The sequence below is a fragment of the Rhodoferax sp. genome (assembly GCF_010365055.1).
Lineage (GTDB): Bacteria > Pseudomonadota > Gammaproteobacteria > Burkholderiales > Burkholderiaceae_C > Rhodoferax.
In genome coordinates, this window is record NZ_JAAFHA010000056.1 from 14,949 (window position 1) to 39,937 (window position 24,989).

A 24,989-nucleotide genomic window follows, 5' to 3' on the forward strand; every position below is an offset into this window, starting at 1 on the left:
CGGTGCTGGCGGTTGGGTTGGTGGTGGCCGCTGGGGTGCAGGTGTGGGTGGGGCTGGCACCGCTGCGTGCGTTGCGTCGTGCCTTGGGACAAGTGCACAGCGGCCAAGCCCAACGCCTGGATGGCGAGTTTCCGATTGAGGTCAAGCCCTTGATTGACGATTTCAACCAAGTGCTGGCTCAAAACGCAGACGTGGTGACTCGCGCCCGCACCCATGCGGGCAATTTGGCCCATGCGCTGAAAACACCGCTGAGTGTGCTGGCCAACGCAGCCCAACGGCCGGGCAGCGACATCGCCGCGTTGGCGCATCTGGTTGGCGAGCAGGTTGAGATTGCTCGCAAACAGGTGAACTATCACCTCACTCGCGCGCAGTCCGCCGCCGCCAGTCGACTGCACGGCACCAAAACCGAAGTGTTGCCAGTCGTTCTTGGTTTGGTGCGGGTCATGCAGCGCATTCATGCTGAGCGCGCGCTGTGTGTCCAGCTTGGGCCGGTGGCGGCTGAGGTCGCTTTTCGGGGGGAGGCCCAAGATCTGCAGGAAATGCTGGGCAATTTGCTCGACAACGCCTGCAAATGGGCGGAGCATCGTGTGGATGTGAATGCCCATGTGCAGGGCCACGGGTTGGTCATAACCATCGATGACGATGGATCAGGGCTGGCACCTGCGCAGCGAGAGGTGGTGCTGCAACGCGGCGTGCGTGCTGACGAGCAAGTGCCCGGTTCCGGTTTGGGTTTGGCGATTGTGGATGACTTGGCGCGCTTGTATGGTGGCAGTGTGGCACTCAGCGATTCGCCAGCAGGTGGCTTGCGCGCCGTTCTGACACTGCCTGTCGCCCACCATCGAGTTGTTTAAAACGACGGATAGGAACTTCAACCGCACGGGTTCAAGTGTGACATGGGTTTGGGGCAAGCAAACGCCCCAGCCTTGTCCCCCCAAGATGGCGAGGTGCGTGGCGACGCGCTCGCGGTGGGTGGTCAAACCTGAACGCCAGAATGATCGGGCTTCAAGGAATGGAGCGTAGCCATGAGGACGGGAATTTCACGCGCCTCAATGCACCCGCATGCCCGGCTGGGCGCCGGCAAAGGGCTCGAGCACGTAAATGCCGGGCGTTGCTTTTTCATCGGCATGGCTGGCGGCGAGCACCATGCCCTCGCTGATGCCGAACTTCATTTTGCGTGGCGCCAGATTCGCCACCATCACCGTGAGTTTGCCGATCAGCTGCTCCGGCTGGTAGCTGCTGGCAATGCCGGAGAACACGTTGCGCGTCGTCGCTTCGCCCACGTCCAGCGTCAGTCGCAAGAGCTTGGTGGAGCCCGCCACGGCCTCGCAGTTGACGATTCGGGCAATGCGCAGGTCGATCTTGCTGAAGTCATCGATGCCGATCACCGGGGCGAGGGTCTCGCCGCCTGGTGCTATTGATTCAATAGCTGTCTGCGAAGGTTCCACGGGGGCTGCAGGCTCAAACAATGCTTCAAGTTGCTTGATATCGACGCGCTGCATCAGGTGCTGGTAGTTGCCAATGGCGTGGCCGGCGCCCAAGGGCTGGCTGACGCTGGCAAAGCTCAAAGGCTCAATCTTCAGGAACGCCTCCACCTGTGTGGCCAGTTGCGGCAACACCGGCTTGAGGTAAGCCGTGAGTGCGCGGAAGGACTCAATGCAAACCGTGCACACATCGTGCAAACGGGTTTCCATGTCGGCTTGTTTCGCCAGTTCCCAGGGCTTGTTGGCATCCACATATTCATTGACGCGGTCGGCCAGCAGCATGGTCTCGCGTAGCGCCTTGGCAAATTCGCGTGCCTCGTAGAGCTGCTCGATGCTGGTGCGCTCGATCTGAATCTGGGTCAGCAACGCCGTGCCATCGTCAGAGATAGCGCCGAGCTGGCCGCCAAAGCGTTTCGCCAGAAAGCCGGCCGCGCGTGACGCGATGTTGATGTATTTGCCGACCAGGTCGCTGTTGACGCGCGCCATGAAGTCTTCCGGGCTGAACTCTACGTCTTCGTTGCGGCTAGTGAGCTTGGTCGCCAGGTAGTAGCGCAGCCACTCGGGGTTCATGCCCAGGCTCAGGTATTTGAGCGGGTCCAGGCCGGTGCCGCGGCTCTTGCTCATCTTCTCGCTGTTGACGGTCAAAAAGCCGTGCACAAAAATCGCATTGGGCGTTTTGCGGCCACTGAAATGCAGCATGGCGGGCCAGAACAGCGTGTGAAAGGTGATGATGTCCTTGCCGATGAAGTGGTACTGCTCGGTGGCTGGGTCGGCCAGGAAGGCGTCGTAATTGTGTGCGCCCAGCGTGACGTCTCCCGCCAGCTTGATGAAGCGGTTTTTCAGCGAAGCCAGGTAGCCAATAGGCGCATCGAGCCAGACATAAAAATACTTGCCCGGCGCATCGGGAATCTCGATGCCGAAGTAGGGCGCGTCTCGGGAGATGTCCCAGTCGCCCAGGTCACGCTTGCCCTCGGCATCGGGCAGCAGCCATTCCTTGATCTTGTTGTAGACCTCGCCCTGCAGGTGCGCCTGGCCCTGTGAATTGCTGCCTTGTGTCCACTTTTCCAGAAACGCCACACAGCGCGGGTCGGACAATTTGAAAAAGTAATGTTCCGAGTCGCGCAGCACCGGCGTGACACCGCTCAGGGCCGAATACGGATTCTTCAGCTCGGTCGGGCTGTACACCGCGCCGCATTCCTCGCAGTTGTCGCCGTACTGGTCCTTGGCGCCGCACTTGGGGCATTCGCCCTTGATGAAGCGGTCCGGCAAGAACATGTTCTTTTCGGTGTCGAAAAACTGGGCAATGACGCGCGTGGTGATCAAGCCGTTGGCCTTCAGGTCGATGTAGATCGCCTGCGCCAGCTCGTGGTTCTCCACGCCATCGGTGGAATGCCAGTTGTCAAAACCGATGTGGAAGCCGTCCAGATAGGGCTTGCGGCCAGCCGCGATATCGGCCACAAACTGTTGCGGCGTCTTGCCTGCTTTTTCAGCCGCAATCATGATCGGCGCGCCGTGGCAGTCATCGGCGCAGACAAAATGCACCGCGTTGCCCATCATCCGCTGGTAGCGCACCCAGATGTCGGCCTGGATGTACTCCATGATGTGGCCAATGTGGAAATTGCCGTTGGCATAGGGCAGGGCGGTGGTAACGAAGAGTTGGCGTGGCATGGCAGCAGGGCTTTCAAAGACAGGCTTTGATTTTAGTCGGCTGCAGTTGCACTGCGCTGCCCGGGCCCGGCTCTGCCGACGCCATTGGCCTCAACGCCTTGGTTGAGGCCCGATCTTTGGCGATGCCGCAGCCAAGCGGCTGCGTGCAGCCATGGCTTAGCGCTTGTGGACAGCGTCCTTCACCGCTTGCTTGGCATCTTTGACGACTTCCTTCACGTCACCGAGGCGCCTTTCTGCCTTGCCTTCGACTTGCTTATGGATTCCCTTGGCTTCCTGCTCCTTGTTGCCGACCAGTTTGCCGGCTTCCTCCTGGATCTTGCCTGCGACGTCTTTCACGGTGCCTTGGACTTGGTTCTTGTTCATGATGGATTCCCAGAGTAGTTAAACAAATTTCAACGCTTGTGAGCCACCTTGTGACCCGCAGCGCAAATGTTAGGAAGTTGTCAAGATATGGTCTGTACGCTTGCGTACATTGGCCTGACAGTTATCTTGAGGCGTCATGTCGCATGACCGGGCACCGTTGCGCGAATTCGCCCAGCCACACAGGGTTAAAACGGTCTTCGGTAGACTACGCGGCTCAGGAGAAATTAATGAATTTGACAGAACAGACGCTGATGGACGCACTCAAGAGTGTGCTTGACCCCAATACCGGAGTCGATTTTGTCGCCTCCAAGTGCATCAAAAACTTGACCCTCACCGACGGTGATGTCGCGTTTGACGTGGAGCTCGGCTACCCGGCCGCAAGCCAGATTCCTGGATTTCGCAAGGCGCTGATTGCGGCGGCCAAAGCGGTGGCCGGCGTCAACAACGTCTCGGTCAACGTCACGACGAAAATTGCAGCGCATGCGGTACAACGCGGCGTGCAATTGCTGCCCAAAGTCAAGAACATTGTGGCAGTGGCTTCCGGCAAGGGCGGCGTCGGCAAGAGCACGATGGCGGTCAATCTGGCGCTGGCGTTGGCCGCCGAGGGCGCCAGTGTCGGCCTGCTGGATGCTGATATTTATGGCCCCAGCATTCCGATGATGATGGGCATTGAGGGTCGCCCCGAGAGTGAAGACGGGAAGACGATGGACCCGCTGGAAAACTATGGCGTGCAGGTCATGTCGATCGGTTTTCTGGTGGCGCAAGACGAGGCCATGATCTGGCGCGGCCCGATGGCCACGCAGGCGCTGGAGCAACTGCTGCGCCAAACCAACTGGCGCGATCTGGATTACCTGATTGTCGACATGCCCCCCGGCACCGGCGACATCCAGTTGACGTTGAGCCAGCGCGTGCCCATGACCGGCGCGGTCATCGTCACCACGCCGCAGGACATTGCCCTGCTGGATGCCAAAAAAGGCATCAAGATGTTCGAGAAAGTCGGCGTGCCAATTTTGGGCATTGTGGAAAACATGGCGGTGCATGTCTGCAGCAACTGCGGCCATGTCGAACACATTTTTGGTGCCGATGGTGGCAAAAAAATGGCGGCTGACTACAGCATGGACTACCTGGGCGCCTTGCCGCTGGACATGCAGATTCGGCTGCAAGCCGACACCGGCAAGCCGACCGTGGTGTCCGACCCCGACGGTGACGTCGCAGGCATTTACAAGGCGGTGGCGCGCAAGGTGGCCGTGTCGATTGCGGCAAAAAACAAAGACTTTTCTTCCAAGTTTCCGTCCATCAAGATTTCAAAAAATACGTGAAGCGTCGCTGAAACGGCAACGACTCCGGCGTTGTCTCTGTTGTTGACGCTTTTTGAAACCAATCGTAATTGAGCATGTCGAAACCGGTGTGCGCCGCGTTATAGCTGCAAAGCAAGCGACGGGCACAGACGCCGTTTCGTGGTCTGTGGCGGCTTAGCGCTTGCAGCCGCCTGCTGATTCAAAAGGATTCGTCATGAAGAGACCTTCTCTCGGATTTCACGTTGTCACCTTTCTCATCGGTGTTGCAGCCGTGTTCTTTGCTGGCGCCGCCAGTGCGGACCCGCCGTCGCGTGTTGCGCGTCTGGCCTATACGCTGGGTACGGTCAGTTTCTCCCCCGCCGGTGAGAACGACTGGGTTGACGCCACGGTGAATCGACCGTTAACCCTGGGCGACCGCCTGTGGGTCGATGGCCTCGCGCGCGCCGAGGTCGAACTTGGCGGCACCATGATTCGTTTGAACGCCAACACCAGCCTGTCCGTTCTCAATCTCGACGATCGAGTCACTCAGCTGCAATTGACCCAGGGTACCTTGAGCCTGCGCGTGCGGCGCCTGGCGCCTGATCAACTAATCGAAGTCCACGCCCCGAATCTGGTCTTGACATTGCACCAAGCCGGTGACTACCGCATTGCCGTTGACCCGGACAGCGCGGCGACTGATGTCATCGTGCGCGCGGGCCAGGCCGAAGTGCTTGGACAAGGAACTGCCTATACGGTTGATGCGCGCCAGGCGTATCGCTTCGATGGGCCCGACTTGCGCACCTACGACTATCTGAACGCGCCGCCGCTGGACGAATTCGACCAGTGGGCGCTCAGTCGCGACCGTGCGTTCGCCAACTCGCGCTCCGCGCGCTATGTATCGCCTGACGTGATTGGTTACCAGGATCTCGATGCCAACGGCAGTTGGATTGATGATGTGAGCTACGGCCCGGTCTGGACGCCCCATCGCGTGGCGGTGGGCTGGGCGCCTTACCGCGACGGCCATTGGGCCTGGATCCACCCCTGGGGTTGGACATGGGTTGATGACGCGCCCTGGGGCTTTGCGGTATCTCATTACGGCCGCTGGGCCCATTTGAGGGGTGGCTGGGCCTGGGTGCCGGGCCCGCTGCATGAACCAGCCTATTACGCGCCGGCGCTGGTGATGTTTGTCGGTGGCGACAACTTCCGCCTGCAGTTGTCGAGTGGCCCGGTTGGCGGCGTCGCCTGGTTCCCGCTGGCGCCGCGCGAGGTTTATCGACCCGCCTTCCCGGTGAGTCGCCGCTATTTTGACCGAGTCAACCGCAGCAACACGGTGGTCCACATCAACGACATCAACCGCAGTTACGACAGTCACCGCAGCCGCAACAGCGAGGACCTGCGCCACGAGGATTACCGAAACCGGCGCGTGCCCGGCGCCGTCGTCGCCGTGCCCACGAACACCTTTGTGCAGTCGCAGCCGGTGCATCGGGCGACGGTGCGGCTGCCACCCGCAACGTTTTCCAACGCGCCGCTGGCGCTTGTGCCGCCGGTAGCGCCGACCGAGCGCAGCGTGCGTGGCGCTGGTGCTCCGGGTGAAAGACCGCTGGTTCGTGGGTTTGAGCGCCCGCCGGGCCACCGCACCGCGCCGCAGGTGGCTCCTGCGCTGGTGGCACCCGCGAGCCCGCAAGGGGCACCGCCGCCCCAAGTTGTGCCGAATCCAGTCCCCTGGCCGCGACCCGTCATGCGTTCGCCTGAGTCGCGTCGCTGGCCGCAACCACTTGACAGTGAGCGGCGGGGTGCCCCACCTGACCCACGACCTTTCCCGCCACCGAGCCCGACAGCTAATGGACCAGCCAGCGCGGCCCCGATGCCGGCTCCCCGGCAGCGTGCGCCAGAGCAAAGACTGGCCGCTCCGACAATGGCGCCGCCGATGCCAGTGCTGCCAGTTCCACCGCCTCAGCCAGCGCCGCCCAATCCAGCGCCAAGAGCCATACAGCCCGCAGTGGCCGCCTTACCAGCGTCGCAGACTGCGCCCGCTGCACCGGTTGCGGCTCCTGGGCCACAGTCACCACCGCATCAAGCCCAAGCGGATCCCACCGCGCAGCCGCGCGGCCCCAGACCCCCTCCCGGTGCCCGCAAGCTCAGGGACGGGGAAGATGACGGCAACCCGCCCAGGCGTGGGGCAGAAGAGCGCCAGCAACGACGTTAGTTTGGATTGGCTCTGCGCGAACCCGCTCGGGGGCGGCGCTGGTATTGCCGGGTGCAGGGGCCGGCCTTTCCCTACTTGGCGCAGCCCGACGCCGTGGCGTGCAGGATGACCCCCTCTCGGCAAGCCCAGATCGAACGTCATGCCAGTCCAGCGCCGTCGACATCCATGCGTGAGGCAGTCGTTATTGCGCTAATCCGTTACATTGCGAGTCTTATGTCCAACCTTCGGCCCACCCTTGAAGTCGCTGTCGTCATGCGGCGCGAGCGGACCACCGGTCCATCCAGCCACTGGCAGCCCTGGCGCTGGGTGCTGGCGGATGTGGTGCCCCACGAAGACCGCTTTGGTGACGTGCCGCGTCTGCTTTATAAAAATGAGAGCGAAGAACGCTGGCTGCATCCGGGCTACAGGGTCGAATTGTTCAAAGACGATGCCGAGGGCTACCACCTCAACGTGACCACGCAAGCGCCGGGCTGGTTTGTGCTGTGGCGCATGGAAGAAGAGCCGGGCATCACAGATGAGCCGATCGCCAAGCCCGAGATGGTGAGCCTGAGTTATTACGACGCCGGGCGCTGGCTCGACGCGCAGGAGACGGTGGAGCAGGTGCCAGCCCCCGCGCCGGTGGTGGCGTGGTTGCAGGCATTCGTGGATGAACATCATGTGGTTGAGCCCAAACGGCGCAAGCGGCCCGAGAGTTTCCGCACCCTGACCGATCGCTTTGGCCAGCCTGCAGCGATCAGTACCGAGAAGAAAGCAGGGGGCGGGCATGGCTGAGGGTTTTCTGGGCCGCTGGTCGCAGCGCAAGCAGGCGCAGCGCGCGGGTAAAGCGCTGGAGGAGCCGGTCACACCACCCGCTTCGGATGTGATTGACGCCTCCGTGGTGACTGACAAAGTCGTCTCCGTTCGTACTGAGCTTGTCGAAGGGCTCGAAGGCTTCGACCAGTCCTCAAGCGCACGACCGGCCAAGCTCAGCCCGAACGGTTCAGTGATTGATGGAACGCACACGGGTCCAGCGCTGGCCCCGTCGCCGCTGTCGCTCGACGATGTGCAGCGGCTCACCGGTGAATCCGATTTCAAGCCCTTTGTCGCGCGCGGTGTCTCCCCCGAGGTGCGCAACGCCGCCATGAAAAAGCTGTTTACCGACCCGCACTACAACGTGATGGACCGGCTGGACATCTACATTGACGACTATTCCCAGCCTGATCCCCTGCCGCAGTCCATGCTGCGGCAGATGGCCAGCGCCCAATTTCTCAACTTGTTTGAAGAAGAGAAGAATCAGCCCCCGCCACTAGGGGATGATGCCGATAGCCGCAGCGCCGATTCCGTGCCACAGTCAACCCAGCCACCGCAAACCGGTGTTGAACCCTCCATCGAAAACCAGCCCCAAGCGCCGGGCCCAGACCATGACCACACTGATTTGCGACTGCAACCAAACCATGCCGCTGGACGCCAGGACTCTCGGCGCGGCACTGAATGAAAACCTGACGCTGCATTCCACCCTGTGCCGCCGCGAGGCTGGCGCTTTTCTCAAGGCGGTGCAGACCGGCGAAGACCTGGTGGTGGCTTGCACCCAGGAACAGCGGCTGTTCGTCGAACTGGCCGAGCAGGCAAATGGTGCGCCGTCGGGGGCTGCCCGTGCGGGCTCTGGCTCTGCACCGCTGCGCTTCGTCAACATCCGCGAAACCGGCGGCTGGAGTCGGGACGCAGCGCATGCCAGCCCCAAAATTGCCGCGCTGCTGGCGCTGGCGCATCTGCCACAGCCCCAACCGGTGGCGACGGTGACGTATAAAAGCGCGGGGCGGCTGTTGATCATTGGCGAGCTGGGGGCGGCTGAACGCGCTGCCGAGTTGCTGGGCGATACGCTGGACGTGACCTTGTTCACGCAAGGCGCACGCGACGCGGGCGCGGCGCAGGAGCGGCGTTACCCGGTGCTGGGTGGGCAGATTCAAACCTTGAGCGGCTGGCTGGGGGCGTTTGAACTCCAGTGGCTGCGCAGTAATCCGATTGATCTGGATTTATGCACACGCTGTAACGCCTGCCTGGCGGTCTGCCCGGAAGACGCCATCGGGCTGGATTACCAGATTGACCTGAACGCCTGCCAGGCCCATCGCGCCTGCGTCAAGGTCTGCCAGGTGGCCGGGGCGATTGATTTCAATCGCGCGTCCGAAACCGTCACCGAAACCTTCGATCTGGTGCTGGATTTGCGCGCCACGTCCGCCTTCAGCCAGCACGCCTTGCCGCAGGGTTATTTGCGCTGGGATGGGCGTGAGCTCAAGACCTTGCTGCAGCTGCGCAGCCTGGTTGGCGAGTTCGAGAAGCCGCGCTTTTTTGCGTACAAGCCCAAGCTGTGCGCGCACAGTCGCAACGAGAAAACCGGTTGCACCGCCTGCATCGACGTCTGCTCGGCCTCGGCGATTGAAAGCGACCGCAGGCATCAGCAGATCAAGGTCAACCCGAATTTGTGCATTGGCTGTGGCACCTGCAGCACGGTATGCCCGACCGGCGCCATGAGCTTCGCCTATCCACGCGCCAGCGATCAGGGTGTCAAGCTCAAGACCTTGCTGGCGACCTACAGCCGCAGTGGCGGCAAGCATGCCGCGCTGCTGCTGCACAGCCAGGGCGCGGGGGCGCGCTTGCTGGGCGATCTGGGGCGCGCCGCGCAGCTCGAGCGTGCCAGCAAAACAGGCACGCATGGCGTACCGGCCCGGGTCCTGCCGCTGGCGCTGTGGCACACCTCATCGTTGGGGCTGGAGGTCTGGCTGTCTGCCATTTGTTATGGTGCGTCGCAGCTGTGGGTGCTGCTGACGGATGAAGAAGCGCCGCAGTACCGTGTGGCACTCGAGGGCCAGATGGCGGTGGCGCAGGCCATTCTGTCGGGGCTGGGCTACCAGGGCGAGCATTTCCGCCTGCTCCAGGTCAAGGACGCGCGCGACTTGGCCGCGCTCGACCAGGACTTGCAGGCGGCCCCGGCGCAGACGGTTGGCCGCACGGCAGGCTTTGCGGTGCAGGCTGACAAGCGTGCCACGCTGGAGCTGGCGCTTAGCCATTTGATCGACCATGCGCCGGTTAAAACCGACGTGGTTGCGCTGCCTGCCACCGGCTCGCCGCTGGGGGCTCTCGTCATCAACAAAGACGCCTGCACCTTGTGCCTGAGCTGCGTCAACGCCTGCCCGTCCAGCGCCCTGCAAGACAACCCGCAGGCACTGGAGCTGCGGTTCATTGAGAAAAATTGCGTGCAGTGCGGCTTGTGCGTCAAGACCTGCCCCGAGCAAGCCCTGACGCTCCTGCCGCGCTTAAGCCTGAGTGCGCAGCGCACGGAAGCGGTGGTGCTCAACGCGATGCAGCCCTACGCCTGTGTGCGTTGCGGCAAACCGTTTGGCACGCTCAAGGCGATTGAAGCCATGGTTGGCAAACTGGCCAGCCACAGCATGTTTCAGGGCGATGCGCTTGCCCGCTTGAAAATGTGCGCGGACTGCCGCGTCATCGACATTTATTCGGCCGAGCACGAAACCAAAATCACCGACCTCTGACCATGTTGCCAACTCCAGAAATGCTGCGCAGCAGTGCGCTTGACGAAGAAACCGCCCGTTCAGAGCTCTATGGGCTTCTAGCCCTTATGTACTATGCACCACCAGCTACTGAATTGGTAGCTAAACTGCGTCTGGCCGTGACCGAGGCGCCAGCGGCTGGGGCTTTTCTGGAAGAGCCCTGGCGCGCCCTGGTGGGGTTGGCGCGCGAGATGAGCGATGGCGCGATTCAAGATGAATACAACGCCCTGTTTGGCGGCGTCGGCAAGCCCGAGGTCTACCTGTACGCGTCCCATTTTCTGAGCGGCTTCCTCAACGAAAAGCCGCTGGCGCGCCTGCGCACCGAGTTGAACAGCTTGGGGCTGGCGCGCGGTGACGCCATGCTTGATACCGAAGACCACATCGCCTACCTGTGCGAGGTGATGCGCTACCTGATTGCCGGCGAGGATGTGGCGGTGGCCAACCTGACGCGCCAGCGCGCCTTCTTTACAACCTACCTGCAGCCCTGGGTGTTGGCGCTGTGTGACGATCTGCAACAGCACCCCAAAGCGCGTTTTTACGCGGCGCTGGCCGAGCTGACCCGCGCCTTTGTGGCGGTGGAGACGCAGGGGTTTGACATGCTGGAATGACGCGGGGGGCAGTTCATAGGTATCGGGCCAGCGTTGGTGTTTTCCCTAGTCTGTCAAACGTATCATTTTGAGAATGGTCATGGTAAGTTCAAGTGCATTACATAGGCTATGCAAATGATTGCATAACAGACAGCGTAACTTGGAGAGCAGCATGCCCAACAACCCACCCAAATCGTCCCGTCGCGGATTTTTTCTTTCGGCCTCCGTGGCCGGTGCTGCCGTCGCGTCGGTTGGCTGGTTGAAGACGCAAAATCCGGCGCCGCTGGCAGCGTCGCCGAAGCCAGCGCCTGAAAAGGGCGGTGGCTATACCCTGAGCGCGCACGTCCAGAAGTACTACCAGACCACGCGCGTCTGAGTCTCCCCCTCACATCGACCTACGCTGATTCAGTCCTGAATCACGCCGACCTTGGAGAGTCCCATGTTGTTGACCAGAAAATCCGGTCCCTCTGACCCCGTTGCCCGTTCCCCATTTGTGCACAGTCTGCGTCGTGGCTTGTCGCAGGCGCTGCCCACGATGGACCGACGTGCGTTTTTGCGTCGCTCCGGCCACCCGAGTTCGACAGTTAATGACGTAAGTCTATGATTTAATTGGCCATGAATTCAAAACGTGCCCCTACAAGAGGCTGAGTTGTTTAAATTGGCTGGGTTGTTTAACCCTCAATGCCGTGAGCACTTGATGTTGCTCAGTCGTCATCGAAGACACGCCGCACAGGGGTGGCGCACCGTTGATGGAAACGCGGTGATGCTGAATTCGTTTGAGCGACTGCAAGGCCCGCTCCGGCGTGACACCCGTGTTGGCCGAGCGCAACCGCATGCGCATCACCCGGTGCAGGATCAGCGCCATAAAGCAAATCGACGCATGAGCCCGAATGCGCTCGGGCAGTCGGTGATAAACCGGCCCGATCTCCAACTCAGACTTCAAGACCTTGAAGCCCCGTTCGATATCGGCCAGTGACTTGTAACGCTCAATCACTTTGTCAGGCGTCATGTCCTGCACGTTGGTCACCACCAGTAGCTTGCCGTCCATCATCTCGGCTAGTCGCAGGGCATCCTCATCAATGGCGTAACTGAACAGCTCCGCCTTCATGTCAATCTTGATGATTTTGCCCAAATGAGCCTCCAGCACCGCGTGATAGAAACGCGCCTTGGTGCCACTGTCCGAGAGCTTGCGCCCCCGCTTCTTCGCTCCCTGGTCTTGGTCGTCAAGCTTGCCCGCCCAGCCTTTGGCTTGGGTTTCCAATTCGGCCATTGCGGCTTTGCGTTTTTGATGCTGTTCAAGCGCCGTCGCCGGATCGTGCGCCACCACCATGCGCAGACCGTTCCAGGCCACTTCGCCCGTGATCTCGATGGTGGTCTTGGCGCACTGCGCCTGCAGTGGCTCCAGTAAATCGGCAAACTCGTGATAACGCCGACCCGGTACGGCGATGATGAATTCCAATGCCTGGCCCTTGCTCGGATCTTGCCCCCTGTGCGGGCGCAGACGGATCGCCTGCAAGGCTTCCAGATTGTCCAGGCTCAGCAATCCACGGTCAGCGACCAGGATCAGCCGACGTAGATTGGGAAACCGGTCCATCACCTTTTTGAGGATCGGCAGCAGGGTTTTGGTCTCAGCCGTATTGCCGTCAAAGACCTCGTGATAGATGGGCAAACCCTCACTCGTTTGTACTACCCCCAGCATGAACTGGCGAGCGATCAGTCCCTCCTTGGCCATGCCAAACTGGCGCACATCACCCTCCATGGTGGCGAGTCCTTCAGCGCGGATGGTGGTCATGTCGTAGAACGCCACCGACAGGTCTTGATCGACCAAGGGGCGCAGCAATTTGGCGACGACATCGTCCACCGCATCCTGCTGCTCCATCAGCGCATCCATGCTGCGCAGCAGATGCTGGTGGGTGAGTGCTTTGAGATCAATATCGGGCAAGGCCACCGTTTGCAGCCAGCGCAAGACACCCAGTTTGGAGTCGGGGTCACACAGGCGGTTGAGCACCATGATGCGAATCAGTGCCTCGACATCAATGGTGTGGCGGGTGCGCCGAAAGACACGGCGCAGATCCGAGAAACCGAGTTCTTTCCAGATTTCGGTCAGAGTCCACACATTGCCCAAGGCACGGGCTGACTCGAATGAAACACCAGCGGCGGCATCAACAGGTGTCGCGCCGGATAGGGCAATAACCGGCTCACGGCCTGCCACTTTGAGCAGACCATCGATAACGGAGTCGAGCTCGCCGGTGAGTTGATCCAGGCGCCCCAGCGTCGCCACGGTGCGCTTCTTCACGCGCCCGGCGTCATCCCGGTAGGACTCGACAAGCTGGACGTAGCGGCGCGGACCGGAGGTGGTGACTTTGACAAACATGCCGCCACTGTATCACACAGCTTTAATTGAAGAAAACACGATTTATTGACTAAAACGTGCCACCACAAGAATTTCAAATAACGCCGCTAACCGATTGATTACATTGGGGATGTACGAATTCTGGGGCTTGGAACTGTCGAACTCAGACGGCCTGGGCGTGGGCGTCGGGCTGGCGGCCTCGCAGCTTACGCTGGTCAAAAAGGCAGAGGCGGCGCAGGGCGATGTGGCCATTGGTGAAGGCAAGATCGAGATCAAGCGCACCGTCTGCACCCATTGTTCGGTCGGCTGCGCCGTGGATGCCGTGGTGGAAAACGGCGTCTGGGTGCGTCAGGAGCCGGTGTTTGATTCACCCATCAACCTGGGCGCCCATTGCGCCAAGGGTGCGGCCCTGCGCGAGCACGGCCACGGTGAATTCCGCCTGCGCTACCCGATGAAACTGGTCAATGGCAAATATCAGCGCATCAGTTGGGATACCGCCTTGAGCGAGATCAGCGAGCGCATGCTGGAACTGAAAAAAGCCAGCGGCCCCGACAGCGTGTACTTTGTGGGGTCCTCCAAGCACAACAACGAGCAGGCGTATCTGCTGCGCAAGTTCGTCAGCTTCTGGGGCACCAACAACTGCGACCACCAGGCCCGTATTTGCCACTCCACCACGGTGGCCGGTGTGGCCAATACCTGGGGTTATGGCGCCATGACCAACTCGTACAACGACATGCAGAACAGCAAGTGCGCGTTGTATATCGGCTCCAACGCGGCCGAGGCGCACCCGGTGAGCATGCTGCACATGCTGCACGCCAAGGAAACCGGCACCAAGATGATCGTGGTGGACCCGCGTTTCACCCGCACGGCGGCCAAGGCTGATGAGTTTGTGCGCATCCGCTCCGGCTCCGACATTCCGTTCCTGTTTGGCGTGCTGTACCACGTGTTCAGCAACGGCTGGGAAGACAATCAGTACATCAACGACCGCGTTTATGGCATGGACAAGGTCAAAGCCGAAGTGATGGCCAAGTGGACGCCCGACAAGGTGGAAGAAGCCTGCGGCGTCAAGGAAGAACAGGTGCTGCGCGTCGCCAAAATGATGAGCGAGAACCGGCCCAGCACACTGGTCTGGTGCATGGGCCAAACACAGCACACCATCGGCAACGCCATGGTGCGCGCCTCGTGCATCCTGCAACTCGCACTCGGCAACGTGGGCAAGTCCGGTGGCGGCACCAATATTTTCCGCGGCCACGACAACGTGCAAGGCGCCACCGATGTCGGCCCCAACCCCGATTCACTGCCCGGTTATTACGGCATTGTGGAAGGCTCCTGGAAGCACTTTGCCAAGGTCTGGGGAGTTGATTTTGAGTGGATCAAAAAACAGTTTGCATCGCCGGCGATGATGAGCAAGCCCGGCATCACGGTGTCGCGATGGATTGACGGCGTGCTGGAGAAAAACGAACTGATCGACCAGGACTCGAACCTGCGCGGCGTGTTTTATTGGGGCCATGCGCCCAATTCGCAAACCCGTGGCCTGGAGATGAAGCGCGCCATGGACAAGCTCGATCTGCTGGTGGTGGTGGACCCGTATCCATCGGCTACGGCGGCGATGGCTGCCATGCCCGGCACGCCTGACGATTTGAACCCGAATCGTGCGGTGTACCTGCTGCCGGCGGCCACCCAGTTTGAGACCAGCGGTTCGGTCACGGCGTCCAACCGTTCCTTGCAGTGGCGTGAAAAAGTCATTGAGCCGCTGTGGGAGAGCCGCAGCGACCACATGATCATGCAGCAGTTTGCCGACAAACTCGGTTTTGGCAAGGAACTGTCCAAGAACTACAAGATGCAAAAAATTCACGGCATGGACGAACCCGTGCCGGAAGACATCCTGCGTGAAATCAACGCTGGCGTCTGGACCATTGGTTACACCGGTCAGAGTCCGGAGCGCCTCAAGGCCCACATGCGCAACATGCACCTGTTTGACGTGAAGACGCTCAGGGCCAAGGGTGGTAAAGACAAGGAATCCGGTTACGACTTCACCGGTGACTATTTTGGTTTGCCCTGGCCTTGCTACGGCACGGCCGCGCTCAAACACCCCGGCTCGCCCAACCTTTACGACACCTCCAAACACGTGATGGACGGCGGCGGCAACTTCCGCGCCAACTTCGGCGTCGAGCGCGAAGGTGTCAACCTGCTGGCCGAGGACGGTTCCTGTTCGCTGAACGCCGACCTCACCACCGGTTACCCCGAGTTCGACCATGTCCTGCTGAAAAAGCTGGGTTGGTGGGAAGATCTCACCGAGGCGGAGAAGGCAGCCGCCGAGGGCAAAAACTGGAAGACCGACCTCTCGGGCGGCATCCAGCGTGTGGTGATGCAGGTGCATGGCTGCCACCCGTTTGGCAATGCCAAGGCGCGCGCCGTGGTGTGGAACTTCCCGGACGCGATCCCGCAGCACCGCGAACCCTTGTACGGTATCCGCCCCGATCTGGTGGCCAAGTACCCCACCCATGAGGATAAAAAAGCGTTCTGGCGTTTGCCCACGCTGTACAAGACGATTCAGGACAAGAATATTGCGGACAAGGTGCACGAGAAGTTCCCGTTCATCATGACCTCGGGCCGCTTGGTCGAGTACGAGGGCGGGGGCGAAGAGACCCGTTCCAACCCCTGGCTGGCCGAGTTGCAGCAGGAGATGTTTGTCGAGATCAACCCCAAGGTCGCAGCTGACAAGGGCATTCGCAATGGCGATCGGGCCTGGGTGTCAACGCCCACCGGTGCGCGCATGAATGTGCAGGCGCTGGTGACCGAGCGCGTTGGTCCCGATACCGTGTTCCTGCCGTTTCACTTCTCCGGTCGTTGGCAGGGCGCCGACATGCTGGCCTATTACCCGAATGGTGCGGCGCCGATTGTGCGCGGCGAAGCCATCAACACCAGCACTACCTATGGCTACGACAGCGTGACCATGATGCAGGAAACCAAGACCACCGTTTGCAACGTCGAGCGGGCCTGAAGCCTTGTGGGACAGACCAAGAGTTACACGCAGTGAACTTTGCTCTGTCCCCAACTGATTAGGAGTGAAATATGGCACGTATGAAATTTGTTTGTGACGCCGAGCGTTGCATTGAGTGCAACGGATGCGTCACCGCCTGCAAGAACGAGCACGAGGTACCTTGGGGGGTGAACCGGCGCCGGGTCGTCACTTTGAATGACGGCGTGCCGGGCGAAAAATCAATCTCGGTCGCCTGCATGCATTGCAGCGACGCGCCCTGCATGGCAGTGTGCCCCGTCAACTGCTTTTACCGCACCGATGAAGGCGTGGTGTTGCACGACAAGGACGTCTGCATTGGTTGCGGTTACTGCGCCTATGCCTGCCCGTTTGGCGCGCCCCAGTTCCCGTCGCAAGGTACGTTCGGTGTGCGCGGCAAGATGGACAAATGCACTTTCTGCGCCGGCGGCCCCGAGGCCAATGGCAGCCAGGCCGAGTTTGAAAAATATGGCCGTAACCGACTGGCCGAAGGCAAGCTGCCGGTCTGCGCTGAAATGTGCTCGACCAAGGCCTTGATCGCCGGTGACGGCGATGTGGTGGCTGACATTTTCCGCAACCGGGTGCTGCACCGCGGCAAGGGCGCCGAGGTATGGGGCTGGGGCACTGCCTACGGTTCCAAACAAGCCGGTCAGCCCGGCGTTGCGGCCCCTGAAGGAGCGAAATCATGAAGCGTCTATTGTTTGCCATGGCGACGCTGGCTGCCTTGAGCGCCTGCGGTGAAAAGCCGCAAGCGCTGCAAACCAACAAGCAGGCCGCCTCAGCCTATACAGGCACCGGCAAGGCGTTTGCCAACAAAGACTGGAAGCAGGGCGACAAAGCCAGTTGGGAGTCGCAGCTGAAGGCCCGCAATCAGTACGGCCAGAACGACTACACCCGCATGAACTGAGCAGGAGGCCATGATGAAAAATGCCTTTTCCATTGCCTCTGCTCTTGCGCTGACGCTGGTGTTGTTCTCAGGCAATCTTGGCGCGCAAACCGCGCCTGCGCCTGCGCCTGAGACAGCGGCTGCGGGCCCGGCCGTGCAGGCAGCGCCTGCGGACGCGGGGACAGGGGCCATCAAAAGCCAGAATATTTTTGAGGTCAAACCCGACGCCAGCCAGGAGCCCGGTTACGCCACGCAAACCAATGGCGAACGCGTCAGGGTGCAGCCCGGCAACAACGCACCGATGTGGCGTCAGGTCGGCTCCGGCGTGGCGGGTTACAGCAGCCTGCCCAAGAGCGAGGCACCCGAGGCAGGCGTGCTGATTCAGCCCTATGTGCAATACCCCGGCTCGCGCCTAACCAATGCGGGGGAAGCCTGGCGACAGACACGCAACCAATGGATCATTCCTTACGGCGGCGCGCTGGTACTGATTGTGCTGGGTGCCATTGGGATTTTTTACTGGCGTGTCGGCACCATCAAGCTGCACGAAAAGCCGACCGGCCGCAAGCTTGAGCGTTTCACGCCGTTCGAGCGCTCGGCGCACTGGGCCAATGCCATTGCTTTCAGCATCCTGGCTATTTCCGGCCTGGTCATGGCCTTCGGCAAGTTTTTCTTGCTGCCCCTCATGGGCACAACCTTGTTTGGTTGGCTGACCTACGTGCTGAAGAACGCGCACAATTTTGCCGGTCCCGTGTTTGCCGTTTCGCTGCTGATTGTGATCATCACCTTCGTGCGTGACAACCTGCCGGCCAAGGGTGACCTGGACTGGCTGCTCAAGGGCGGCGGCATGCTGGGAGGCGAGGAGGTGAAGTCGGGCCGGTTCAACGGCGGTGAGAAGGTCGTGTTCTGGGGCGGTGTCTTTTTGCTCGGTCTGATTGTGGTCGGCTCTGGCCTGGTGATGGACAAGCTGATCCCCGGGCTCGGGTACGAACGCAGCACTATGCAGTTGGCCCACATGGTGCACTCGGTCTCGAATATTCTGATGGTTGTCATGTTCATGGGCCACATTTATCTCGGCACGCTGGGCACCGAGGGTGCTTACCAGGGCATGAAGACGGGCTATGTGGACGAGACATGGGCCAAGGAGCACCATGCGCTCTGGCTCGAAGACATCAAGAGCGGCAAGATACCGGCCCAGCGTTCGCCGACACCGGTTCCCGGTCAAACCGTGCAAGTTTGAGATGCTTGAGAAAGTCTGTATGAATCATCCACTGAAACAAATACTCGTGATCAGCAACCTGCTCTTGGCGGGCACTGCCGTGATGGCCAAGTTGCCCGCGCCATCGGAAGAGGCCAAAGCCAAAGCGGCCGAGGCGGCGGCCAAGGCGGCCTGGAGCGGCAAGGTCGACGCCTACCAGAGTTGCCTGGCGCAGGACAAGGTGGCAGCCCATTACTTCCAGACGGCCAAAGCCGCTGGCAAGGACGTCAAGCCCGCTGCAGCCATGCCGCCTTGTGCCGATCCGGGCGCTTTTTCTTATGCGCCCGCTGAGCTTGCCAAGCCACTGGAGGCTGCCGGTGCGCATTCGCCGCCCGCTACGGCCACCAGCCCACCCAGCAGCAAAGAGCCGGCGGCGGCCATTGCCCCGGCCAAGAAGCCCTGAGCACCTTGCTGCCGTATCTGACCCAGGCCCGCGCGCCACTGACGCGCGAGGTGAATGCGACCAACGAGTGGGGTGAGGTTGACACGGTCTCTATCCCGGCCGAGCGCGCGCTCACCGTTTTTGTGGACAAGCGCGAGCTGGTGACGCTGATGACGCTGGGCGCCCAGCCCGAGTTGCTGGTGCTGGGCTTCTTGCGCAATCAGCGCTTGGTGCAGTCGGTGCAGGAGATTGAATCCATTACCGTCGATTGGGACGTCGGCGCCGCCGCCGTCAAAACCCGCCAGGGCATCTGCGACATAGAGGCCCGTACCGCCAAGCGCGTCGTTACCACCGGCTGTGCCCAGGGCAGTGTGTTTGGTGACCTGATGGCGGAGGTCGACAGCCTGGTGCTGCCGGCGGCCACGCTGACGCAACAGCAGCTCTACGGCATCGTGAACGCCATCCGGCTGCAAGAGACTACCTACAAATCATCCGGTTCCGTGCATGGCTGCGCCTTGTTTCGGGGCGAAGAAATGTTGGTATTCGTGGAAGACGTCGGCCGCCACAACGCGATTGACACCATCGCGGGCTGGATGTGGATGGAGCCGGAGCAGGCGATGACGGGCCAGGACAATGTGTTCTACACCACCGGCCGCCTGACCAGCGAGATGGTGATCAAGTCGGCGCAAATGGGGGTGCCGATTGTGGTGTCGCGCAGCGGCATCACCCAGATGGGCCATGACGTTGCACAGCGCTTGGGCTTGTGCGCCATCGGCCGCGCCACCAACAAGCGTTTTCTTTGCTACAGCGCCGCCGAGCGCTTGCTGCTGCAGCCGGCACTGGCAGGTGCCAGGTCGCAGGCCGTCGCCTGAGTTAACGCGACGGCGCTGGCCTGTTGCCGCAGGCCAATTCCGAGGGCTGGTGTCAGGGCAATGCGCAGGCCTTGCCGCAGTCGGCCCGCGAGTGCGTTAACGTAGCGCCATGAACATTTCTTTCTGGCGCCTGGGCGCTCGCTCTTTATGGCGCGACCTGCGCTCCGGTGAACTTCGATTACTGATCGTGGCAGTGACGCTGGCGGTGGCGGCCTTGACGGCGGTGGGCTTCTTTGCCGATCGGCTCAAGGGCGGTCTGCAGCGCGATGCGCGGCAACTGCTCGGCGGTGATGCGCTCATTTCAAGCGACAACGCCACCCCCGCTGCATTTACGGAGAAAGCGCGCGCGCTGGGCCTGGACGCGGTGCAAACGCTGGCTTTCCCGACCATGGCCCGCGCGCCGGAAAACCAGGGTGGCGCCAGCAAACTGGTGGCGCTGAAGGTAGTGGAGCCCGGTTATCCGCTGCGCGGCAAGTTGCAGGTCAGCAGCCAGCCGGGTGAGCCCGGCAGCATCACCGCCACCATTCCCCAGCCCGGCGAGGCCTGGATCGACGCGCCCTTGCTGGACGCGCTCCGGGGCCAAATGGGCGACGCCGTGCTGCTGGGTGACAGCCGTTTGCGCATTGCCAAAATTATTGTCAGCGAGCCGGACCGGGGTGCGGGCTTCATGAATTTTGCGCCGCGCGTCATGATCAACCGTGCCGATGTAGCGGCCACCGGACTGATCCAGCCCGCCAGCCGTCTGACCTACCGCCTGGCCGTGGCTGGCGCCGACAAAAGCGTCAATGCGTTTGTCGACTGGGCGCAGCTTGAGGTCAAAAAGCCCCAGGTGCGCGGCGTGCGCGTGGAGTCGTTGCAAGGCGGGCGCCCGGAGCTGGGGCAGACGCTGGAGCGCGCCGAGAAGTTCCTGAATCTGATTGCCTTGCTGGCGGCGCTCTTGAGCGCCGTGGCGGTGGCGCTGGCGGCGCGTGGTTTTGCGGCCAAGCACCTCGACGATTGCGCCATGCTGCGCGTGCTGGGTTTGAGCCAGCGCAGCATTGCCGCCAGTTATGCCTTTGAGTTCACGCTGATTGGCCTGCTGGCCAGTTCGCTCGGGGTGGCCATTGGCTACGCGGTGCATTACGCGTTTGTGTTGCTGTTGGCGGGTCTGGTGGCGGCGGCGTTGCCACCAGCGGGCTTTTGGCCGGTGATTTTTGGCCTGGGCATGGGCCTGACGCTGTTGCTGGCCTTTGGCCTGCCGCCGGTGCTGCAACTGGCGCGGGTGCCGCCGCTGCGCGTGATCCGCCGCGATGTGGGCAACCTCAAGCCCGCTTCCATCGGCGTGCTGGGTCTGGGCGTGGCCGGTTTTGCTGTGCTGCTGCTGGCGGCTAGCAGTGATGTCAAGCTCGGCCTGATTGCGGTGGGGGGCTTTGCTGCGGCCACCGTGCTGTTTGCGGTGTTGAGCTGGGGCGCGGTCATGCTGCTGCGCCGTGTGGTCAACGAGCGCACCGCGCCGCGCGCCGTGATTCTGGCCATGCGGCAGATTTCAGCCCGTCCGGCGTATGCCGTGGTGCAGGTGAGTGCGCTGGCGCTCGGCTTGCTGGCGCTCGTGCTGCTGGTGTTGTTGCGCACCGACCTGATCAACAGCTGGCGCCAGGCCACGCCGGCCGATGCGCCGAACCGCTTTGTCATCAACGTCATGCCCGAGCAGGGCGATGCATTTGCGGCGGCTTTGCGCGCTGCGGGCGTTGCCAAATTCGACTGGTATCCGATGATTCGCGGCCGCCTGGTGGCGGTCAATGGCAAAGCGGTGACGCCCGACGACTATGCCGACGACCGCGCCAAACGCTTGGTGGACCGCGAGTTCAACCTGTCCAACAGCGCGAAGAAGCCGGCTCAAAATGACTTGGTTGCCGGTCGCTGGATCGAAGAAGAGCCCGGCGCCATCAGCGTGGAAGAAGGGATCGCCAAGACACTCGGTCTCAAGCTCGGCGACAGCCTGAACTTTGACGTTGGCGGGCAGCAGATTCAATCCAGAATCACTTCGCTGCGCAAAGTGGACTGGGGCTCGATGCGCGCCAATTTCTTTGCCATGTACCCGGTGAGTACGCTGCCCGATGTGCCCAGCACCTTCATGAGCGCCTTCAAGGCGCCAGCCACACCTGGTTTTGACAACACGCTGGTGCGCGCTTTTCCCAACATCACCAGCGTCGACATGACGGCCACGCTGGCGCAGGTGCAGCGCGTGCTGGATCAGGTGATTGGCGCGGTGGAGTTTTTGTTTGCCTTTACCCTGGCGGCCGGCCTGGTGGTGCTGTTTGCCGCCGTGACGGCCACGCGCGAAGAGCGCGCCCGCGAATTTGCCATCATGCGCGCGGTCGGGGCCAAAAGCAGCTTGCTGCGCCAGGTGCAACGGATCGAGCTGATCGGCGTGGGCTTGCTGGCCGGTTTTCTGGCCTCCATCGTTGCCAGCGCGGTCGGCTGGGCGCTGGCGCGCTATGTGTTCGAGTTTGACTGGATCGTCTCGCTCTGGGTGCCGCTGCTGGGGTCCTTGAGCGGCGCGCTGCTGGCGCTGGCGGCCGGTTGGTGGGGCCTGCGCGACGTGCTGCGCCGCCCGGTGGTGGAGACGCTGCGGCGGGCAGCGCAGTAAATTTAATAGCGACTTAAGCAATAGGTACGGGGGCTAGAGGCTGATTTTTGTAACTTCTATGCCATTCGGTGTGGCAAGGTTTATTGACTAAACGTTTGTGTGACATACACTTTAATCACATTACGTTTGGAGTAAATTCTCATGACCACCGCTGAAAAAATTCTGAATGTGCGTTTGCCGGTAGAGCTGCATGGGCAGCTTGAGCAATTGGTGCAAGTCACTGGTCGCAGCAAGAGTTTTCTTGCGGTCGAGGCACTCAAGAGCTATGTAAATCAGGAGCGATGGCAAATTGCCGATATCCAGGCAGGCTTGCAGGAGGCCGACCGCGGCGAATTCGCCAGCGCCGAAGAAGTGAGTGCCGTGTTCGCCAAGTATGGCCAGTGAGCATGGAAATTCGCTGGACCCGTCAGGCGCTTCAAAACCTGGACGCGGTCGCCGCCTATATTGCGCTGGACAATCCGAGCCGAGCTGCCTCGTTTATCAGTGAAATCAAGGACAAGACGCAATTGCTTGCCCAGTTTCCCGCTATCGGGCGCCCCGGCCGAGTGCCGGGCACGCGGGAGCTGGTGGTCCATGAGAACTACGTGCTGCCCTACCGTGTGAAAGGCGACATGGTGCAGATCATCCGTGTCCACCATGTGGCGCGCCTCTGGCCTCAGAGTTTTTAGCATTTCACATTTGCTATTAAACATATAGCTTCTTGCGCACTATCGACGGGGACTACGGCCGAATTTCTTCTAGATATTGAGGTCCCCCTAGAATTGCCCCACAACATCAGGGACAGCATGAGTCAACTTCTCATCAACGGGTAGCTGTCATGCCGGAATCGATCCGGCGTCCATGGATTGCGGGCCAAGCCCGCAACGGATCAGTGCCGGGAAAGCAGTTTTGAGGATGCAGCAGTTACGCTCAGACCAAGTGTCGGGGCACGCGCCAGGTGGCGTGAGATATTTTTGTAATAACGCTATGTTGTTAATAGCTGCTTATTCAATGAATACGGGGGCTAGAGGCCAATTTGACTATGAACATCGAGAAAAAACCTGTTGCCGATACGCCGTTCGATCAGATCGGCGGCGAGCCCCAGGTACAGGCATTGGTGGAGCGTTTCTACGACCTGATGGACCTGGAGCCGGCTTACGCTGAACTGCGTGCCGTGCATGGCAGCGTGCTCGACGATGCGCGGCAAAAGCTGTTCTGGTTTTTGTGTGGCTGGCTCGGTGGGCCGCAGCATTATGTGCAGCGCTTCGGCCACCCGCGCCTGCGGGGCCGCCATCTGCCGTTCAAGATTGGCACGCTTGAACGCGACCAGTGGCTGGCCTGCATGGACCAGGCGATGGGCGAGATCGCCGTGCCCGACGCGCTGCGCAGCCAGCTGCGTGAGGCCTTCTTCAAGACCGCCGACTTTATGCGCAACCAGGACGGCTAAGGCGTCCTGTCGCTTATCCGCGTGATGCCATCAGCAGCACCACCAGCGCGCCAGCGCCGCCATCGGCCGGTTTGGCCTGCACAAAGGCCAGCACTTCGCTCTTTTGCACCAGCCAGCTGTGCACCCGGCTTTTGAGGATCGGCGCCTTGCCGGGCGAACCCAGCCCCTTGCCGTGCACCACGCGCACGCAGCGGATGCCCTGTTTGAAGGCCTCGCGTATGAAGATGCTGAGCACTTCGCGGGCGTCGTCGCGGCGCAGGCCGTGCAGGTCCAACTGGCGCTGGATCGACCAGTCGCCCCGGCGCAGCTTGCGCGTCACATCCGTGCCAATGCCGGGGCGGCGAAAACTCAAATGTTCGTCGGTTTCCAGCAGGGTCGACACATCAAATTCGTCGCTGATGGCCTCTCGCAGTACGGCTATTTCATCCTTTTGGTACTGCATCGCCAGCGGCATTTTTTGCTCTACTTTATGCAGCGCATGACGCTTGTCTGGTAGAGGTTTGACCGCTCCAGCGGCGCTAACGAATAAATCCTTGTCGCTGGTCGCCTGTTTGACGGCTTTGACCTGGGCGCTGGCCTGTTCGGTGCGCCGTCTGGCTTGCTCGGCGATGGCTTTCTTGACCACCTTGAGGTCGGTCATCGCTGTCACCTTGACGGTCTTGGTCATCACAGCAAGCCCCGCTCTGCCATCGACAGCGCTTCGCCCGGTGCCACGATGACGTGGTCGAGCACGCGCACATCAATCAGTGCCAGCGTGGTTTTCAAGGTTTGCGTCAGCATTTCATCAGCGCGCGACGGTTGCACCGTGCCGCTGGGGTGGTTGTGCGCCAGCACCACGGCACTGGCCTGGTGGTGCAGGGCGCGCAGCACGACTTCGCGCGGGTAGACACTGGTTTGGGTCAGTGTCCCTCTAAACAGTTCCTCCATCGCCAGCAGACGGTTTTGTACGTCCAGAAACAGCACCGCAAACACCTCGTGCGGTTTGGCCGCCAGGTGCAACTGCAGGTAGTGCTTGACCGCATCGGGCGTGGCAAAAACAG

At 61.3% G+C, this 24,989-nt stretch carries 22 protein-coding genes and 1 pseudogene; 18 read left to right on the plus strand and 5 right to left on the minus strand.

Features of this window, described 5'->3' with window-relative positions:
• Positions 1-851: ATP-binding protein (locus tag GZ093_RS13120; RefSeq protein WP_296486576.1), on the plus strand; the 851-nt coding region annotated here is incomplete at its 5' end.
• A 195-nt stretch (positions 852-1,046) separates the two neighbouring features.
• Here the strand turns inward: GZ093_RS13120 and metG are convergent.
• Positions 1,047-3,149 (minus strand): methionine--tRNA ligase, encoded by a 2,103-nt coding sequence (gene metG / locus GZ093_RS13125; protein WP_296486578.1) that lies wholly within the window; start codon positions 3,147-3,149, stop codon positions 1,047-1,049.
• A gap of 156 nt (positions 3,150-3,305) precedes the next feature.
• A complete protein-coding gene (locus tag GZ093_RS13130) occupies positions 3,306-3,512 on the minus strand; it encodes a CsbD family protein (protein WP_296486581.1) in 207 nt (68 codons plus the stop codon).
• Between the two features lie 143 nt (positions 3,513-3,655).
• On the opposite strand from GZ093_RS13130, the gene apbC reads away from it, so the two are divergent.
• The 7 genes from apbC (at position 3,656) to GZ093_RS13165 (ending at position 11,503) form a co-directional block, all read left to right on the plus strand.
• Positions 3,656-4,831, plus strand: a complete 1,176-nt coding sequence (apbC, locus tag GZ093_RS13135; RefSeq protein ID WP_296486583.1) for an iron-sulfur cluster carrier protein ApbC — start codon at positions 3,656-3,658, stop codon at positions 4,829-4,831.
• Positions 4,832-5,024: 193 nt separating this feature from the next.
• Positions 5,025-6,995 (plus strand): DUF6600 domain-containing protein, encoded by a 1,971-nt coding sequence (locus tag GZ093_RS13140; RefSeq protein WP_296486584.1) that lies wholly within the window; start codon positions 5,025-5,027, stop codon positions 6,993-6,995.
• Positions 6,996-7,208: 213 nt separating this feature from the next.
• On the plus strand, positions 7,209-7,766 hold the full coding sequence (locus tag GZ093_RS13145; RefSeq protein ID WP_296486586.1) for a DUF3305 domain-containing protein: 558 nt from the start codon (positions 7,209-7,211) through the stop codon (positions 7,764-7,766).
• The gene (locus GZ093_RS13150) at positions 7,759-8,469 is read left to right on the plus strand and encodes a DUF3306 domain-containing protein (protein WP_296486588.1); all 711 of its coding nucleotides are present in this window, start codon (positions 7,759-7,761) and stop codon (positions 8,467-8,469) included. The genes GZ093_RS13145 and GZ093_RS13150 overlap by 8 nt, the downstream gene beginning before the upstream one ends.
• Positions 8,396-10,522 (plus strand): 4Fe-4S binding protein, encoded by a 2,127-nt coding sequence (locus tag GZ093_RS13155; RefSeq protein ID WP_296486591.1) that lies wholly within the window; start codon positions 8,396-8,398, stop codon positions 10,520-10,522. Before GZ093_RS13150 ends, GZ093_RS13155 begins: the two co-directional genes overlap by 74 nt.
• 2 nt (positions 10,523-10,524) lie before the next feature.
• The gene (locus GZ093_RS13160; protein ID WP_296486592.1) at positions 10,525-11,148 is read left to right on the plus strand and encodes a molecular chaperone TorD family protein; all 624 of its coding nucleotides are present in this window, start codon (positions 10,525-10,527) and stop codon (positions 11,146-11,148) included.
• Positions 11,149-11,299: 151 nt separating this feature from the next.
• Positions 11,300-11,503, plus strand: a complete 204-nt coding sequence (locus GZ093_RS13165; RefSeq protein WP_296486593.1) for a formate dehydrogenase — start codon at positions 11,300-11,302, stop codon at positions 11,501-11,503.
• A gap of 258 nt (positions 11,504-11,761) precedes the next feature.
• On the opposite strand, the gene GZ093_RS13170 is transcribed toward GZ093_RS13165, so the two are convergent.
• Positions 11,762-13,501, minus strand: coding sequence for an IS1634 family transposase (locus GZ093_RS13170; RefSeq protein WP_296486594.1), 1,740 nt, complete (start codon positions 13,499-13,501; stop codon positions 11,762-11,764).
• 148 nt (positions 13,502-13,649) lie between these two features.
• Between GZ093_RS13170 and GZ093_RS13175 the strand changes: the two are divergent.
• The 10 genes and pseudogenes from GZ093_RS13175 to GZ093_RS13220 all read left to right on the plus strand — a co-directional run.
• Positions 13,650-16,484: pseudogene (locus GZ093_RS13175) on the plus strand (formate dehydrogenase subunit alpha); the annotation flags it as partial.
• Between the two features lie 71 nt (positions 16,485-16,555).
• Positions 16,556-17,188: a formate dehydrogenase FDH3 subunit beta gene (gene fdh3B, locus GZ093_RS13180; RefSeq protein WP_296486596.1), complete on the plus strand. Its 633-nt coding sequence runs from the start codon at positions 16,556-16,558 to the stop codon at positions 17,186-17,188.
• A complete protein-coding gene (locus GZ093_RS13185) occupies positions 17,185-17,406 on the plus strand; it encodes a hypothetical protein (protein WP_296486597.1) in 222 nt (73 codons plus the stop codon). The genes fdh3B and GZ093_RS13185 overlap by 4 nt, the downstream gene beginning before the upstream one ends.
• A gap of 13 nt (positions 17,407-17,419) precedes the next feature.
• Positions 17,420-18,622: a formate dehydrogenase subunit gamma gene (locus GZ093_RS13190; RefSeq protein WP_296486599.1), complete on the plus strand. Its 1,203-nt coding sequence runs from the start codon at positions 17,420-17,422 to the stop codon at positions 18,620-18,622.
• Positions 18,623-18,641: 19 nt separating this feature from the next.
• Positions 18,642-19,043, plus strand: a complete 402-nt coding sequence (locus GZ093_RS13195) for a hypothetical protein (protein ID WP_296486601.1) — start codon at positions 18,642-18,644, stop codon at positions 19,041-19,043.
• A 5-nt stretch (positions 19,044-19,048) separates the two neighbouring features.
• The gene (locus tag GZ093_RS13200; protein ID WP_296486603.1) at positions 19,049-19,894 is read left to right on the plus strand and encodes a formate dehydrogenase accessory sulfurtransferase FdhD; all 846 of its coding nucleotides are present in this window, start codon (positions 19,049-19,051) and stop codon (positions 19,892-19,894) included.
• Between the two features lie 109 nt (positions 19,895-20,003).
• Positions 20,004-22,523 carry an FtsX-like permease family protein gene (locus GZ093_RS13205; protein ID WP_296486604.1) on the plus strand — a complete coding sequence of 840 codons (2,520 nt, stop codon included), beginning with the start codon at positions 20,004-20,006 and terminating at the stop codon, positions 22,521-22,523.
• A gap of 141 nt (positions 22,524-22,664) precedes the next feature.
• On the plus strand, positions 22,665-22,907 hold the full coding sequence (locus GZ093_RS13210; RefSeq protein WP_296486606.1) for a hypothetical protein: 243 nt from the start codon (positions 22,665-22,667) through the stop codon (positions 22,905-22,907).
• Positions 22,908-22,909: 2 nt separating this feature from the next.
• A complete protein-coding gene (locus GZ093_RS13215; protein ID WP_296486608.1) occupies positions 22,910-23,191 on the plus strand; it encodes a type II toxin-antitoxin system RelE/ParE family toxin in 282 nt (93 codons plus the stop codon).
• Positions 23,192-23,544: 353 nt separating this feature from the next.
• Complete coding sequence (locus GZ093_RS13220; protein ID WP_296486610.1) at positions 23,545-23,949, plus strand: group II truncated hemoglobin; 405 nt, start codon at positions 23,545-23,547, stop codon at positions 23,947-23,949.
• A 13-nt stretch (positions 23,950-23,962) separates the two neighbouring features.
• Here GZ093_RS13220 and GZ093_RS13225 read toward each other — a convergent pair whose 3' ends face one another.
• Both GZ093_RS13225 and radC read right to left on the minus strand, forming a co-directional pair.
• The gene (locus GZ093_RS13225) at positions 23,963-24,616 is read right to left on the minus strand and encodes a Smr/MutS family protein (protein WP_296486611.1); all 654 of its coding nucleotides are present in this window, start codon (positions 24,614-24,616) and stop codon (positions 23,963-23,965) included.
• Positions 24,616-24,989 (minus strand): DNA repair protein RadC (gene radC / locus GZ093_RS13230; protein ID WP_296486613.1); only part of this gene is annotated, 374 nt, incomplete at its 5' end. The genes GZ093_RS13225 and radC, both read right to left, overlap by 1 nt.

Excerpts from the sequence above, each read along its gene's own strand:
- apbC (WP_296486583.1), top strand. The coding sequence starts at position 3,656 with ATGACCGGGCACCGTTGCGCGAATTCGCCCAGCCACACAGGGTTAAAA.
- fdh3B (WP_296486596.1), top strand. The coding sequence starts at position 16,556 with ATGGCACGTATGAAATTTGTTTGTGACGCCGAGCGTTGCATTGAGTGC.
- metG (WP_296486578.1), bottom strand. The coding sequence starts at position 3,149 with ATGCCACGCCAACTCTTCGTTACCACCGCCCTGCCCTATGCCAACGGC.
- GZ093_RS13220 (WP_296486610.1), top strand. The coding sequence starts at position 23,545 with ATGAACATCGAGAAAAAACCTGTTGCCGATACGCCGTTCGATCAGATC.
- GZ093_RS13155 (WP_296486591.1), top strand. The coding sequence starts at position 8,396 with ATGACCACACTGATTTGCGACTGCAACCAAACCATGCCGCTGGACGCC.
- GZ093_RS13190 (WP_296486599.1), top strand. The coding sequence starts at position 17,420 with ATGAAAAATGCCTTTTCCATTGCCTCTGCTCTTGCGCTGACGCTGGTG.
- GZ093_RS13130 (WP_296486581.1), bottom strand. The coding sequence starts at position 3,512 with ATGAACAAGAACCAAGTCCAAGGCACCGTGAAAGACGTCGCAGGCAAG.
- GZ093_RS13185 (WP_296486597.1), top strand. The coding sequence starts at position 17,185 with ATGAAGCGTCTATTGTTTGCCATGGCGACGCTGGCTGCCTTGAGCGCC.
- GZ093_RS13150 (WP_296486588.1), top strand. The coding sequence starts at position 7,759 with ATGGCTGAGGGTTTTCTGGGCCGCTGGTCGCAGCGCAAGCAGGCGCAG.
- GZ093_RS13140 (WP_296486584.1), top strand. The coding sequence starts at position 5,025 with ATGAAGAGACCTTCTCTCGGATTTCACGTTGTCACCTTTCTCATCGGT.
- GZ093_RS13145 (WP_296486586.1), top strand. The coding sequence starts at position 7,209 with ATGTCCAACCTTCGGCCCACCCTTGAAGTCGCTGTCGTCATGCGGCGC.
- GZ093_RS13160 (WP_296486592.1), top strand. The coding sequence starts at position 10,525 with ATGTTGCCAACTCCAGAAATGCTGCGCAGCAGTGCGCTTGACGAAGAA.
- GZ093_RS13170 (WP_296486594.1), bottom strand. The coding sequence starts at position 13,501 with ATGTTTGTCAAAGTCACCACCTCCGGTCCGCGCCGCTACGTCCAGCTT.
- GZ093_RS13195 (WP_296486601.1), top strand. The coding sequence starts at position 18,642 with ATGAATCATCCACTGAAACAAATACTCGTGATCAGCAACCTGCTCTTG.
- GZ093_RS13225 (WP_296486611.1), bottom strand. The coding sequence starts at position 24,616 with ATGACCAAGACCGTCAAGGTGACAGCGATGACCGACCTCAAGGTGGTC.
- GZ093_RS13210 (WP_296486606.1), top strand. The coding sequence starts at position 22,665 with ATGACCACCGCTGAAAAAATTCTGAATGTGCGTTTGCCGGTAGAGCTG.
- GZ093_RS13215 (WP_296486608.1), top strand. The coding sequence starts at position 22,910 with ATGGAAATTCGCTGGACCCGTCAGGCGCTTCAAAACCTGGACGCGGTC.
- GZ093_RS13205 (WP_296486604.1), top strand. The coding sequence starts at position 20,004 with ATGAACATTTCTTTCTGGCGCCTGGGCGCTCGCTCTTTATGGCGCGAC.
- GZ093_RS13165 (WP_296486593.1), top strand. The coding sequence starts at position 11,300 with ATGCCCAACAACCCACCCAAATCGTCCCGTCGCGGATTTTTTCTTTCG.